Annotated in this window: 11 protein-coding genes; 9 read left to right on the forward strand and 2 right to left on the reverse strand. The window is 66.7% G+C overall.

From position 1 onward, the window contains the following. Positions 1-20 precede the first annotated feature (20 nt). Positions 21-1454 (reverse strand): aminotransferase-like domain-containing protein, encoded by a 1434-nt coding sequence (locus AC1DYX_RS04805; RefSeq protein WP_477256815.1) that lies wholly within the window; start codon positions 1452-1454, stop codon positions 21-23. 111 nt (positions 1455-1565) lie between these two features. Here AC1DYX_RS04805 and AC1DYX_RS04810 point away from each other — a divergent pair, with 111 nt between their 5' ends. From AC1DYX_RS04810 to AC1DYX_RS04835, 6 genes are all read left to right on the forward strand, one after another. Beyond that, complete coding sequence (locus tag AC1DYX_RS04810; protein ID WP_477256817.1) at positions 1566-2486, forward strand: DMT family transporter; 921 nt, start codon at positions 1566-1568, stop codon at positions 2484-2486. Positions 2487-2567: 81 nt separating this feature from the next. Next, positions 2568-3029, forward strand: coding sequence for a RidA family protein (locus AC1DYX_RS04815; RefSeq protein ID WP_477256819.1), 462 nt, complete (start codon positions 2568-2570; stop codon positions 3027-3029). Between the two features lie 281 nt (positions 3030-3310). Then, positions 3311-4504, forward strand: coding sequence for an aminotransferase-like domain-containing protein (locus AC1DYX_RS04820; RefSeq protein ID WP_477256821.1), 1194 nt, complete (start codon positions 3311-3313; stop codon positions 4502-4504). 208 nt (positions 4505-4712) lie between these two features. Further along, positions 4713-6044: a diguanylate cyclase gene (locus AC1DYX_RS04825; RefSeq protein ID WP_477256823.1), complete on the forward strand. Its 1332-nt coding sequence runs from the start codon at positions 4713-4715 to the stop codon at positions 6042-6044. 131 nt (positions 6045-6175) lie between these two features. Next, a complete protein-coding gene (locus tag AC1DYX_RS04830) occupies positions 6176-7387 on the forward strand; it encodes a c-type cytochrome (RefSeq protein ID WP_477256825.1) in 1212 nt (403 codons plus the stop codon). A gap of 333 nt (positions 7388-7720) precedes the next feature. Further along, positions 7721-10006: a glycoside hydrolase family 31 protein gene (locus AC1DYX_RS04835; RefSeq protein WP_477256827.1), complete on the forward strand. Its 2286-nt coding sequence runs from the start codon at positions 7721-7723 to the stop codon at positions 10004-10006. Between the two features lie 122 nt (positions 10007-10128). Here AC1DYX_RS04835 and AC1DYX_RS04840 read toward each other — a convergent pair whose 3' ends face one another. After that, complete coding sequence (locus AC1DYX_RS04840; RefSeq protein ID WP_477256829.1) at positions 10129-10887, reverse strand: YoaK family protein; 759 nt, start codon at positions 10885-10887, stop codon at positions 10129-10131. A gap of 149 nt (positions 10888-11036) precedes the next feature. On the opposite strand from AC1DYX_RS04840, the gene dapC reads away from it, so the two are divergent. The 3 genes from dapC (at position 11037) to AC1DYX_RS04855 (ending at position 14193) form a co-directional block, all read left to right on the forward strand. After that, the gene (gene dapC, locus AC1DYX_RS04845) at positions 11037-12257 is read left to right on the forward strand and encodes a succinyldiaminopimelate transaminase (RefSeq protein ID WP_477256831.1); all 1221 of its coding nucleotides are present in this window, start codon (positions 11037-11039) and stop codon (positions 12255-12257) included. A gap of 27 nt (positions 12258-12284) precedes the next feature. Further along, positions 12285-13109: a 2,3,4,5-tetrahydropyridine-2,6-dicarboxylate N-succinyltransferase gene (gene dapD, locus AC1DYX_RS04850; protein WP_477256833.1), complete on the forward strand. Its 825-nt coding sequence runs from the start codon at positions 12285-12287 to the stop codon at positions 13107-13109. 157 nt (positions 13110-13266) lie between these two features. Continuing rightward, positions 13267-14193 (forward strand): MerR family transcriptional regulator, encoded by a 927-nt coding sequence (locus AC1DYX_RS04855; RefSeq protein WP_477256835.1) that lies wholly within the window; start codon positions 13267-13269, stop codon positions 14191-14193. The last annotated feature ends 16 nt before the right edge of the window (positions 14194-14209 follow it).

Here is a 14209-nt window from a genome sequence, read left to right on the forward strand (position 1 = left end):
GTGCCCACCCTACGCCGCGCTCAGCCCAGCTCCCGCTCCAGGAAGCGCCACGCCGATGCATCCTCCATCGCCGCCACGTTCAGCCGCAGCTTCGTGGACGGCAGCTGCGTGGGCGAGAACAGGCTGCCCGGCGCCAGCAGCAGGCCCTCGTCCATCGCGCGCGCGGCCAGCACGTTGGTGTCGCGGCCGCAGTCGGCCCAGGCGAACATGCCGGCCGTCGGCGCCGGTTCCAGGGTCATGCCCAGCGCCTCGACGCGGCGCAGCACCGGCGGCCGCACGGCGTCCAGGCGCGCGCGGATGCGGTCGAGGTGCTTGCGGTACACGCCTTCCGACAGGATCTTGTAGACCACACGCTCCCCGAGGTCGCTCGTGCTCAGGGTGGTCAGCATCTTGCGGTCGGCGAGGCGCTGGGCGAAATCGCCGGAGGCCGCGATGAAGCCCACGCGCAGGTTCGGTGCCAGCGATTTCGAAAAGCCGCCCAGGTAGATCACGCGCTGCAGCTGGTCCAGCGCCGCCAGCCGCGTCGCGCTCTGGGAACCGCCGGGGTGCAGGTCGCAATAGATGTCGTCCTCGACGACAGTGATGTCGTGGCGCTCCGCGATGCGCAGGATCTGGAACGCCTTCGCGGCCGACAGCGACGTCGAACTGGGGTTGTGCAGCACCGAGTTGATGATGTACAGGCGCGGCTGGTGCAATGCCGCCAGCGCCTCGAACTGGGCGAGGTCCGGACCGTCGGCCTGGCGCCGGATGCCCACCACCTTCAGCCCCATCGCCGCGAACGAGCCGAACATCAGGAACCATGCCGGATCGTCGACGAACACGGTGTCGCCGGGCCGGCAGAATTCGCGCGCGACGAGGTCGAGGGCCTGCGTCACGCCGAGCGTCGTCACGAACTGTTCGGGTGAGGCCGCGATTTCCAGCTCGGCCAGTTTGCGCTGCAATTGTTCGCGCAGCGGCGCATAACCCTGCGGGCTGGCGTAGTTCAGCAGCGCGCTGCCGTTCTGGCGGCTGACGGCGCGCAACGCATTCGCCACGCCCGGACCGTCCAGCCAGGCCGTGGGCAGCACGCCCGCCGCGCTCGACGGCTGGCCCGGCATTTGCCGGAACATATGGCGGACCAGCCAGACGACGTCCAGCGCGCGACTTTCCAGCGCAGCGGCGCTGTCCGGATCGTCGCGGCGCAACGCCGTGTTCAGCGGCGCGCGCTCGCGCACGAAAAAGCCGGCGCCGCGGCGCGACTCCAGGTAACCCTGCGCGACGAGACGGTCGTAGCTGGCCACGACGGTGAACGGCGATACGCCGTGCAAGGCGGCGAAGCGGCGGATCGAGGGCATGCGACTGCCCGCGCGCAGCTGCTTGTCGTCAATCCTGCTGCTCACCATCCGGACGATCTGGTCGGCCAGCGGTTCGCCCGAATCGCGCGACAGCAACGTGGGCATGATTGTATCGGTCATTTGTACAACACAGTATGCAAAGGGATATGGACAACTGTATCGGGACTGTACTGCCCGTCCGGTCTAGGATAACCCTGACCAAGGTTTGCTGCAACGACAACAGGAGAACCGATGCGTCCCACTTCCATCACCCCGGCGGGCGTTACCCCTGCCGCATCCGACGACATGCGCGGCATGCTGCTCGGCCTGGCCGGCGTCGCCATTTTCAGCCTCACGCTGCCGTTCACGCGGCTGGCCGTGCGCGAGCTCGATCCGCTGTTCCTCACGCTCGGGCGCGCGCTCGGCGCCGCCGTGCTGGCGGGCGGCTGGCTGCGCCTGCGCCGCGCCGCCCTGCCGGGACGCGCCGCCCTGTGGCCGCTGACCATCGTGGCGCTCGGCTGCGTGCTCGGCTTCCCGTTACTCAGTTCGCTCGCGATGCGCGCCGTGCCGGCGTCGCACGGCGCCGTGCTGGCGGGGCTGCTGCCGCTGGCGACCGCGCTGTACGCGGCGCTGCGCGGCTATGAGCGGCCGTCGAAGGGATTCTGGCTCGTCGCGCTGCTGGGCACCGGCCTCGTCCTCGTGTTCGCGCTGGGCCAGGGCGGCGGCGCCTTGCAGCGCGCGGACCTGCTGATGTTCGGCGCCATTGTCGCGGCGGCCGCGGGCTATGCGGAAGGCGGACGGCTCGCGCGCAGGCTCGGCGGCCAGGAAGTCATCTGCTGGGCGCTCGTGCTGGCCGCCGTCCCGGCCGCCCTTTTGTTGCTGACCTTGCCTGGCGACCAGCTCGGCCGCCTGGCCACGGCCGGCCCGGCCAGCTGGCTCGCATTCGGCTACGTCACCGTGTTTTCGATGTTCGTCGGCTTCTTTTTCTGGTATCGCGGCCTGGCGCTGGGCGGCGTGGCCAGGGTGGGGCAGGTGCAATTATTACAACCCTTCCTGTCGCTGGCCGGTGCCGCCGTGCTGCTCGGCGAGCCCCTTCTGCTTTCCAATGTCGGCTTCGCGCTGGCCGTGATCGCGACCGTCGCACTGGGCCGGCATATGCAGGTGCAACGATAATGAATATACAACCCGCGATGTGCATGCCCGCCCGCACGTACTACAATAGCTGCTTTCCTTTCAACCAATCCTGGGGAATCCATGTCCGTCTACGACAAACTCAAAGAGCTGAACATCACCCTGGCCGCACCGGCGACGCCGGCGGCCGCCTATGTCATGTACGCCCAGACCGGCAACCTGGTCTTCCTGTCCGGCCACATCAGCAAGAATGCGGACGGCACCGTGAATGCCGGCCTGCTGGGCAAGGACAAGACGACGGAACAGGGCAAGGCGGCGGCACGCGCCGTGGCCGTCGACCTGATCGGCACGCTGCAGGCGGCCGTCGGCGGCGACCTGAACCGCGTGAAGCGCATCGTCAAGGTGATGAGCCTCGTCGCGTCGACGCCGGACTACACGGAACAGCACCTCGTCACGAACGGCTGCTCGGAACTGCTGGGCGAAGTGTTCGGCGCCGCCGGCAAGCACGCGCGCTCGGCCTTCGGCGTGGCTTCCCTGCCGCTGAACGCCTGTGTCGAAATCGAAATGATTGTGGAAGTGGCATAAACAAGCTTTATTATCTTTATTATTGTTGTTTGTTAGCGCCACGGGGCATCGCAAAACCGTCGCGAGCGGCAGCAGTTCCGGTCGAGAAGCGCAGCCGTACTGGCGTACGGCCGGTCCGCCGTAGCGGAGCATCGCAGACCGGAACTGCAACGCGCAGCAGGTTTGGCGAGCCCCCACCGTAACGGAGCATGCCCATCAGGCGTGCTCTTCCTGAGAGAGCAGCCTACCCGGCGTGCTTTATAATGGCCGACGCACCACGAGGCCCTTCCTGTGAGACAAGTATGAAAATCGAAAACCCGAATCCCATCCAGTGGCAGTTCTCGGAACGCGCCCAGCAACTGCAAAGCTCGGCGATCCGCGAGATCCTGAAGATCACCCAGCGTCCGGAAATCATTTCCTTCGCCGGCGGCCTGCCCTCGCCCGCCACCTTCCCCGTGGAGCGCATGAAGGCGGCCTACGACAAGGTCCTGAGCGAAAACGGCAAGCAGGCGCTGCAATACGGCCCGACGGACGGCTACGCGCCGCTGCGCGAATGGGTGGCGAACTACCTGTCCACGGAAGGCAGCAAAATTCTGCCGGAGCAGATCCTGATGGTGTCCGGCTCGCAGCAGGCCCTCGACCTGCTGGGCAAGGTGCTGATCGACGAAGGCAGCCGCGTGCTCGTCGAAACCCCCAGCTACCTGGGCGCGCTGCAGGCGTTCTCGGTCTACCGTCCGGAATTCCGCTCCGTCGAGACGGACGACCACGGCCTCGTGCCGTCGTCGATCGAGCCGCTGGCCAAGGGCGCGCGCCTGTTGTACTCGCTGCCGAACTTCCAGAACCCGACCGGCCGCTCGCTGTCGGTCGAGCGCCGCCGCGAACTGGTCGAGACCTGCGCCCGCCTCGGCCTGCCGCTGATCGAAGACGATCCTTACGGCGCACTGTCGTACAAGGGCGAGCCGATGCCGCGCATGCTGTCGATGAACCCGGACGGCGTGATCTATATGGGCTCGTTCTCGAAAGTGCTGACGCCGGGCATCCGCCTGGGCTATGTCGTCGCCCCGCTGCCGCTCGTGCGCCGTCTCGAGCTGGCCAAGCAGGCCGCCGACCTGCACACGGCCACGCTGACGCAGATGGTCGTGCATGAAGTCGTCAAGGACGGCTTCCTGGACCAGCACATCCCGACCATCCGCAATCTGTACGCCAACCAGTGCCAGGTGATGCTGGACGCGATGGCCGAGCAGTTCCCGGAAGGCGTGACGTGGACCCGTCCGGAAGGCGGCATGTTCATCTGGGTCACGCTGCCGAAGCACATCGACGCCATGAAACTGCTGGACCAGGCAATCGCCGCCCGCGTCGCATTCGTCCCGGGCGGGCCGTTCTACGCCAATGAACCGGCCACGAACACGCTGCGCCTGTCGTTCGTGACCGTGCCGCCGGAACGAATCCGCGAAGGCATCGCCACCCTTGGCAAGCTGATCAAGGACCAGCTGTAATCCCCTGCGCGCGGGCCGCTCCGGCCCGCGCCAGCCCGGCGGCGCATGCCTGCCGCCGCGATCAACAATTGTTGAAGAATACAAACATTTGTTAGTTGCGAAAAAGTTACATATTTTTCCACCAGTAAAATAACTTATTACCCCATAGCAGCTCTGCGAGGTGTATGATTTTGCACGCAATCTAAGTGCATTTCTTGCAAAGCACCGAATGACCAACCCAGCGACCGTGCCGCTTGCCGACCCGCGCAAGCCCGCCATCCTCATCGTCGACGACGCGCCCGACAATCTCGGCACGTTGCGTACGATGATGCTGCGTCAGGGCTACCAGACCTTCGTGGCCACCTCCGGCGACCGCGCGCTGGACATCGCCCAGCGGGTCAAGCCCGACCTGATCCTGCTCGACGTCGTCATGCCCGGCATCGACGGCCTGGAGACGTGCCGCCGCCTGAAGGCGCTGCCGACCACGACGCGCATTCCCGTCATCTTCATGAGCGCGCGCGGCGACACCGAGGACGTCGTCGCCGGCTTCGACACCGGCGCCGCCGACTACATCGCCAAGCCGCTGCGCCTGGAAGAAGTCTGCGCCCGCGTGCGCGCCCATCTGCGCCTGCGCAGCAGCAGCGACACCCAGACCGAACAGGCCGACCGCCTGCGCATGCTCGTCAACAGCATGGACCAGGGCCTGTTGATCGTCGAACGCAGCGGCCGCGTGCAGTACGCCAACCCGGCCTGCGACCGCTACCTGGGCTATACGCCCGACGAACTGGTCGGCCGCGCGCTGAAGGAACTGCTGGACGGCAAGGAGTCCGGCGCTTATGAACGGCTCGATGCGATGAGCTACGGCACGCGCGAGGTGCAGATCCGCCACCGCGACGGCGGCCTGCGCGCGATGGACCTGACGATGACGCCGATGCACGCGGCCGAAGGCCTGTTCGTGGCGCTGCTGCACGACATCACGCATCACAAGCGCTCCGAGGACGCGCTGCAGCGCGCCGCGATGCTGGATCCGCTGACGCAGATCCCCAACCGCCGCCACTTCGACGACTTTCTCCACAAGGAATGGCAGCGCGCGATCCGCAACGCCCAGCCGCTGTCGCTGGTCGTGCTCGACGTCGACCATTTCAAGCTGTACAACGACACGCTCGGCCACGCGGCCGGCGACCTGTGTCTGCAAAAGGTCGCGGAAACGCTGCAGCTGCACGCCGCGCGTCCGACCGACCTGGCGGCGCGCTACGGCGGCGAGGAATTCGTGCTGCTGTTCGCAGAGACGCCGGCGGAAAGCGCGGTCCGTCTCGCCGAGATGATCCGCGCCGCCGTCGAGGCCCTGGAAGTGCCGAATCCGCGCTCGACGACGTCGCCCTGGCTCACGGTGTCCGTCGGCGTGGCGACGATCGTGCCGACGCAGCTGGACGCGATCGACAACCTGTTCGTGTGCGCCGACCGCGCCATGTACGCGGCCAAGGCCGGCGGCCGCAACCGCGTCGAGGCGACCGTCATCGGCGCCGCGTGGCATGTCGTGCAGGACGCCGCGCTGTATTAGACGCCTATCCCGGTAACCAATGCGGGAACGCCGCGCGCAAAACCTGCATCCAATGGTACACATCGAGCACGGACAAGCCGTTTGTCGCTCGTGCCCTCATCTGCTTTGTCCGTGCCGCAGAGGAGACCATCATGCTGTCACGACATTCTCGCAAGCCCGTTGTCGTCGCGTCGCTTGCCCTGCTGACCGCCTGCGGCGGCAATAACCACCACTCGCCACCGGAGTCCGATGCGGCGCTCGTCGCTGCCGGCAAGCAGGCGTTCCGCTTCGAGACCTTCGGCGACGAAGCCAAATGGACCGACACCCTGCACATGCATGAAGTGATCGCCTCATCCGTCGATCCGACCACCGCGCTTGCCGTCGGCCTCAAGGTCGATGCCGATGCCTTGCCGCCGGAAGTCCAGCAAGGAATCACGAACGGCAGCGTCGACCTGAAGAGTCCGCAAACGACGGTCACGCTGCTCAAGCTGGGGGCCGTGGTCGGTGTGGTCGGGTACGTGGAAACCGTTGCCGGCAAGGACCAGCTCACGCGTGTCGGCATCACCWGCGCGCTATGCCATTCCACCGTCGACGACTCGTTCGCCAAGGGCATCGGCAAGCGCCTGGACGGCTGGCCGAATCGCGACCTGAATCCGGGTGCGATCATTGCTCTGTCGCCGGCGCTCACTGCGGCGCAAAAGGCGGTGTACAACAGTTGGGGGCCGGGCCGGTACGACCCGCGCTTCAATATCGACGGCAAGAACGGTCCGGTATTGATCCCGCCGGCCTATGGCCTGAAGGATATCCACAGCATTACCTTTACCGGCGATGGCGACGACGTCTCGTACTGGAACCGTTACGTCGCCGTGACCCAGATGGGCGGGCTCGGCCACTTCGCCGATCCTCGCATCGGCGTCGACATCAGCAACGGCACCTCCGACCGGATGGAAGCGGTACTGCCGGCGCTGCGCGCCTACCAGCTCTCGCTCGCTGCCCCGCCACCGCCGCCGGGCAGCTTCGACGCGATCGCCGCCGTGCGCGGCCAGTTGCTGTTCAACGGCAAGGCGCAGTGCATCAGCTGCCACAGCGGGCCGAAGTTCACGGATGCCAACGTGCGCCTGCACGATATGGCGGAAGTCGTGAGCGAACCGGAACCGGATGGCGTGCCGGGCTATGCATCACGCAGCGCGACGAAGAAGTACCGGACTTCGCCGCTGCGCGGCGTGTGGCAGCATCCGCCGTATTTCCACAACGGGAAGGCGGCGACGCTGGACAATGTCGTGCGCACCTATAACGAGCGAAAAGCGCTGGGTCTGACTGCGGACGAGGTTGCGGACCTGGCGCAGTATCTCAAGTCGCTGTGACGCAAGTAGGGTGGGCACCCCTGTGCCCACGCGTGACGTATGCGGTCCGTTGGCGTTACGTGTGGGCACGCATTTCATGCCCGCAGCATGAAATGCCCCACCCTACAAGACTATGATGCAGCCGGTGGCGATTCAAACGCGTTTCGCGAATGGTCGGGCATGAATCCCGGCGCATGGCGCGAACGGACGCTGGCCGCGCAACGACAGTCATCATTCCTGAATGTTTGCGTTAACATTCCGTGTTAGACTTAACGGATGTCGACTTGACATTAACGCGCCGGTCGCCGAGGCCAGGCGCAAGTCCAATCACACACGAGATAGAGAATGAGACAAATGTGGAAGTCCTTATTCATTGCCGGCGCGTCCATCTGGTCGCTATCGGCCCAGACGGCGACGCTGTCGATGCAGCGTGTCGACGCGGGCATGCAGGTGCGCACGGACGACGGCGTGCTGACGGTCGAACCGGTCGCGCCGCGCGTGGTTCACGTCCGCTTCGGCCCAGCCGGCTTCACCGGTAACTACAACCCGGCCGTCATCGCAAAATCGGAAAAAAGCGCGGAAACCGTCAAGTTCAAGGTCGAGGAGTCCGCCGACGCCTACACGCTGACGACGGACACCCTGCGCGTGCGCGTGTCGCGCCCAGGTGGCGACGTCACCTTCCTGACGCCGGACGGCACGGACATCCTGAAAGAAGGCGGCCGCGACGTCGCCCACGGCATCGCGCAGCGCTTCGATACCGGCGCGCCCGCCGCCCCCGTGTACGGCCTCGGCCAGCACCAGAACGGCCTGCTCGACTACAACGGCACGTCGGTGCGCCTGCAGCAGGCCAACCGCGACGTCGCGGTACCGATGCTCGTCTCGCCCAAGGGCTACGGCATCCTGTGGAACAACGCGGCCGTCACGAACGTCGAGGCCGACCTTCCTTCGGGCCCGTCCATCCTGATCCGTTCGGAAGCGGGCGGCGGTGTCGACTACCACTTCATCTACGGTCCGGAACTGGACGACGTCATTGGCGGCTACCGCCGGCTGACCGGTGCGGCGCCGATGATGGCGCGCTGGACGTGGGGCCTGTGGCAGTCGAAGGAACACTACAAGACGCAGGACGAATTGCTGTCCGTCGCGGCCAGGTATCGCCAGATGCGCGTGCCGCTGGACGGCATCATCCAGGACTGGCAGTACTGGCTGCCGGGCCAGTGGGGCAGCCACGAATTCGACAAGGCGCGCTACCCCGATCCGGCGAAGATGGTCAAGACGCTGCACAGCGAGAACATCCACGCCATCATCTCCGTGTGGGCGCGCCTCGACCCGGACACCGCGAACACGCGCGCACTGGACGCCATCGGCGGCCTGTATCCGGACACGTATCCGAACGTCTACCCGGCCGGCAAGGGACGCTGGTATGACGCGTGGAACCCGCAGGCCCGCGACCTGTACTGGCGCCAGATCATGCGCAACCTGGGCACGCTCGGCTTCGACGGCTGGTGGCTGGACGCGCCGGAAGCGGAGCTGGGCGGCTGGTGGGGCCAGATGCGCGACGTGAAGACGGCCGCCGGTCCGGGCAGCGTCGTCTACAACTCGTATCCGCTACTGCACACGACGGCTGTGCACGACGGCATGGTGCGCGACCAGCCCGAAAAGCGCGCCTTCATCCTGACCCGCTCCGCCTACGCCGGCCAGCAGCGCAACGCCGCGATCACGTGGTCGGGCGACACGATGGGCAACTGGGACGTGTTCCGCCGCCAGGTGCCGGCCGCGCTGAACTTCACCGCGAGCGGCATCCCGTACTGGTCGGCCGACATCGGCGGCTTCTTCGGCGGCAAGCCAAAGGATCCGGCGTACGCGGAACTGTTCACCCGCTGGCTCCAGTTCGGCGTGTTCAATCCGATGTTCCGCGTGCACGGCACCGGCGACGGCAAGGAGATCTGGGAATTCGACGACGCCACGCAGAAGATCCTGCGCGATTACATCGACCTGCGCTACCGCCTGCTGCCGTACATCTATTCGGCCTCGTGGGACGTGACGAACAACCACGGCACGATGATGCGCGCCCTCGCCTTCGACTTCCGCGATGACGAGCTCGCGCTCGACATCCCCGACGAGTACATGTTCGGCAAGGCCCTGCTGGTGGCTCCCGTCGTGCAGGCGAAGGCGCAGGCGCGCCAGGTCTATTTGCCGGGCAAGGATGCTTGGTACGACTTCAAGACCGGAGCAAAACTGGCGGGTGGCCAGGTCGTGACGGCGCAGGCCGACATCGCGACGATCCCCGTGTACGTGCGCGCCGGCAGCATCCTGCCGCTGGGCCCCGTGAAGCAGTTCGCGGACGAGAAATCGGACGCGCCGGTCGACCTCCTCGTCTATCCGGGCAAGGATGGCGCGTACGAACTGTATGACGACGCCGGCGACGGCTACGCGTACCAGAAAGGCGCGCATACGCTCGTGAAGATGACGTGGAACGACGGCGCCAAACGCCTCGACATCGCACCGCGCCAGGGCCGCTACGACGGCATGCCGGCACGCCAGACCTTCGCCGTGCGCTGCGGGCCGGCGGCGGGCGACGTGCAGAAAGTCGTCTACGACGGCAAGGCGGCTTCGGTCACGCTGCCGCGTTGCGGCGGCTGATGCGCCGTCTCACAACCGCGTCAACRTGACGCGAACGTCACGCGTGGGCTCGGGGAGCCCACCCTACGGCCCGGTAGGGTGGGCACCCTGTGMCCACGCGTAACGCCAATGGACCAGATACGTCATTTACGCCTGCGTGCGCCGGCACGCAGGTCGTCCAGCGCCGGCACGATGGCCAGGCCGCACAGCAGCAGCGCCAGCGGCACCGTGGCCACGTAGCCGATCGTCTTGAAACCGAGCGCGCCGGCCACGCCGCCGCCGAAGAAGCTGCCCAGCAGGATGCACAGCGTGGCCAGGCGCGTGCGGTTCGCATCCACGTGCGGCCTGGCCGTCGTGTCGGCATTCCAGTAAACCAGCTTGCCCAGTTCGATGCCGATGTCGGTGACGATGCCCGTCATGTGCGTCGTGCGGATCTCGGCATGCGACAGCTTCGTCACGAGCGCGTTCTGCAGGCCCATCGTATAGCACAGCAGCATCACGGTGGCCGGCACGAACAGCCCCGGCACGCTGGACAGGCGCGCGCCGAGCACGCCAAATCCGAGCAGCAACATGGCTTCGAACAGCAGCGGCAACGCGTATTCGCTCGCCAGGCTGCGGCGGCGGCCGTAGTTGACGAGGATCGCGGTGCTGGCCGCGCCCAGCAGGAAGGACAGGATGGCGCCGAGCGCATCGAGCACCAGGTCGACGGCGCCCAGCGCGAGATTGTCGACCGCCGACGACACGATGCCCGTCATGTGCGACGTGTACTGATGCACGGCCAGGAAGCCGCCGGCATTCATGGCCCCGGCCACGCCGGCGAGCGCAAAGCCGAGGTGGCGGTTGGCGCGCGTACTGCGCGCCTGGGCGGTCAAAGCACGGACGTAGTCGACGGAGCGCTGCATGGCGGTGGACGCGATGGATGGTTAAGGATTCCTGACGTCAATACTAGCGCAGGTCGGCCCCTCCGGAAAGATCGCCGTGGCACCAGATCGCGCCTTCATCGCTATAATTGCCGTTCTCTCACCGCTTTAGCCAAGAAAAACACATCGCCGTGAACCCACATCTCGACCGCCTGCACCCTTATCCGTTCGAAAAACTGCGCCAGCTCTTCGCCGGCGTCACGCCCAATCCCGAGTACAAGCCCATCAGCCTGGGCATCGGCGAACCCAAGCATCCGACGCCCGCTTTCATCCAGAAGGCGCTGACGCATGCGATGGCCGGCCTGGCCACGTATCCGACGACGCACGGCGGCGAACCGCTGCGCGCCGCCATCGCCGGCTGGCTGGAGCGCCGCTACGCCATTCCGCCGCTGGACGCGGCCACGATGGTGCTGCCGGTGAACGGTTCGCGCGAGGCCCTGTTCGCGATCGCCCAGACCGTCGTCGATCCCCGCAAGCCGGGCGCGCTGATCATCAGCCCGAACCCGTTCTACCAGATCTACGAGGGCGCGGCCTACCTGGCGGGCGCCGAGCCTTACTTCGTGAATTCCCAGCCGGGCCGCAACTTCGGGTGCGACTACAGCGGCGTGCCGGACGACGTGTGGGCGCGCGTGCAGCTGCTGTACCTGTGCTCCCCCGGCAACCCGACGGGCGCCGTGCTGTCGCTGGACGACTGGCGCGAACTGTTCGCACTGTCCGACCGCCACGGCTTCGTGATCGCCGCGGACGAATGCTATTCCGAGATCTATTTCGGCGCCACGCCCCCGCTGGGCGCGCTGGAGGCGGCGCACCAGCTGGGCCGCAGCGGCGGCGAGCGTCCGTATGCGAACCTGATCGTGTTCTCCAGCCTGTCGAAGCGCTCGAACGTGCCGGGCATGCGCTCGGGCTTCGTCGCTGGCGATCCGGAACTGATGAAGAAATTCCTGCTGTACCGCACGTATTGCGGCGGCGCGATGTCGCCCCCGGTGCAGGCCGCGTCGATCGCCGCGTGGAACGACGAGGCCCACGTGCAGGACAACYGCACCCTGTACAAGGAAAAGTTCGGCCTCATCACGCCGCTGCTCAGGCAGGTGATGGACGTCGAGCTGCCGGACGCCGGCTTCTACCTGTGGGCCGACGTGCGCCGCACCGGCCTGTCGGACACGGAATTCGCGCGCGGCCTGTACGCCGAATATAATGTGACGGTTTTACCCGGCAGTTACCTGGCGCGCGACGCGCACGGCAGCAATCCGGGACGCAACCGCATCCGCATGGCACTCGTCGCCGAAGTGGACGAAGGACTGGAAGCGGCGAACCGCATCGTCCAGTTCTGCAAAGACCTCAAGGCTTCCTGAATCACCACCTGAATAGACTATCGAATCATGACCCAACAACTCCAGACCATCATCGACACCGCGTGGGACCAGCGCGCGGAGATCAGCCCGACCAGCGCCAGCGCCGAAGTGCGCGACGCCGTCGCCCACGTCCTGGCCGGCCTTGACGACGGCAGCCTGCGCGTCGCCCAGAAGGACACCGGCAGCTGGGTCGTGAACCAGTGGATCAAGAAAGCCGTCCTGCTGTCGTTCCGCCTCGAAAACAACTCCCCCGTCGAAGGTGGTGGCATGCAGTTCTACGACAAGGTGCCGACCAAGTTCGCCAACTACACCGCGGAAGATTTCGCGAAAGGCGGCTTCCGCGTCGTGCCGCCGGCCGTCGCCCGCCGCGGCTCGTTCATCGGCAAGAACGTCGTCCTGATGCCGTCGTACGTGAACATCGGCGCCTACGTCGACGAAGGCGCGATGGTGGACACGTGGGCCACCGTCGGCTCCTGCGCCCAGATCGGCAAGAACGTCCACCTGTCGGGCGGCGTGGGCATCGGCGGCGTGCTGGAACCGATGCAGGCCAACCCGACCATCATCGAAGACAACTGCTTCATCGGCGCCCGCTCGGAAATCGTGGAAGGCGTGATCGTCGAAGAAAACTCGGTGATCTCGATGGGCGTGTACATCGGCCAGTCGACCAAGATCTACAACCGCGAGACGGGCGAAGTGAGCTATGGCCGCATCCCGGCCGGTTCCGTCGTCGTGTCGGGCAGCCTGCCGTCGGCCGATGGCAAATACAGCCTGTACTGCGCCGTGATCGTCAAGCAGGTCGATGCCAAGACCCGCGCCAAGACCGGCATCAACGAACTGCTGCGCGGTATCTGATCAGGGCGCGCGTCCTGCCACTGTAGGGTGGGCGGCCCCCGCCCACGCGGATGTGCGCGGTCCGCAAACGCCCGCGTGGGCACGGGGTGCCCACCCTACCGCTCGCACACGGGCAATTTCCCGCCACGGCCGGCCCGCCGGTACAATCTGCGGGACCATGAGTGCCGACCCACCCACCACATTTTCCATCGCCGCCGTCGAACGCGATACCCGGCTGTCGAAGGACGTCCTGCGGGCCTGGGAAAAGCGCTACGGCTTCCCCTCGCCCGGACGCGACGCCAATGGCGAGCGCTGTTATCCCGCCGAGCAGGTCGAACGCCTGCGCCTGATGAGCCGTCTGATCGACCAGGGCTACCGCCCCGGGACGCTCGTGCGCATGCAGGTGGCCGAACTCGCCGCCCTGCCGCCGCGCCAGGGACTGCGGCTCGCGCACGACGCCACGCGGGGCGGCGTGGCGATCGACGGCCTGCTCGACGCCGTGCGCCATGACCCGGTCCGCTTCGGCCATGACATGCGCCACGAACTGGCGCGCCAGGGGCTCGAACGCTTCGTGCGCCACGTCGCCGCGCCGCTGACGTCGGCCGTCGGCCGGCGCTGGGCGGAGGGCAAGCTTGGCGTGTTCGACGAACACCTGTTCACCGAAGAGACGACGCGCATCCTGCGCCAGGCGATCGCGGCGCTTCCCCGCGCCGGGCAGCCGCCGCGCATCCTGATGACCACGCTGTCCGGCGAAACCCACGGACTCGGCCTGATGATGGCCGAAGCCCTGCTCGCGCTGGACGGCGCTTCCTGCCTGTCGCTGGGCACGGACATCCCCCTCGACGACATCGTCCGCGCCGCGCGCACGCACGCCTGCGACATCGTGGCCCTGTCGTTCTCGTCCGCCTACCCGGCGCGCCAGGCCGGCACGTCGCTGCGCCAGTTGCGCCTCGCCCTGCCGGGCAGTACCGCGATCTGGGCGGGCGGTACCGGTGTCGCGGACCTCGCCCCGATCCAGAACGTCCAGTTCCTGAAGAGCCTGGACGATGGCCGCCACGCGCTGGCCGCCTGGCGCGACGCCCACACCGACGCGCCGCCGGGTTAAAATCGCCTATCGATAA

This window comes from Massilia sp. P2_C2, from assembly GCF_056404615.1.

Bases quoted from the DNA above. Each gene is read 5' to 3' on its own strand.
- AC1DYX_RS04805 (WP_477256815.1), bottom strand. From the start codon at position 1,454: ATGACCGATACAATCATGCCCACGTTGCTGTCGCGCGATTCGGGCGAA.
- AC1DYX_RS04810 (WP_477256817.1), top strand. From the start codon at position 1,566: ATGCGTCCCACTTCCATCACCCCGGCGGGCGTTACCCCTGCCGCATCC.
- AC1DYX_RS04815 (WP_477256819.1), top strand. From the start codon at position 2,568: ATGTCCGTCTACGACAAACTCAAAGAGCTGAACATCACCCTGGCCGCA.
- AC1DYX_RS04820 (WP_477256821.1), top strand. From the start codon at position 3,311: ATGAAAATCGAAAACCCGAATCCCATCCAGTGGCAGTTCTCGGAACGC.
- AC1DYX_RS04825 (WP_477256823.1), top strand. From the start codon at position 4,713: ATGACCAACCCAGCGACCGTGCCGCTTGCCGACCCGCGCAAGCCCGCC.
- AC1DYX_RS04835 (WP_477256827.1), top strand. From the start codon at position 7,721: ATGTGGAAGTCCTTATTCATTGCCGGCGCGTCCATCTGGTCGCTATCG.
- AC1DYX_RS04840 (WP_477256829.1), bottom strand. From the start codon at position 10,887: ATGCAGCGCTCCGTCGACTACGTCCGTGCTTTGACCGCCCAGGCGCGC.
- dapD (WP_477256833.1), top strand. From the start codon at position 12,285: ATGACCCAACAACTCCAGACCATCATCGACACCGCGTGGGACCAGCGC.
- AC1DYX_RS04855 (WP_477256835.1), top strand. From the start codon at position 13,267: ATGAGTGCCGACCCACCCACCACATTTTCCATCGCCGCCGTCGAACGC.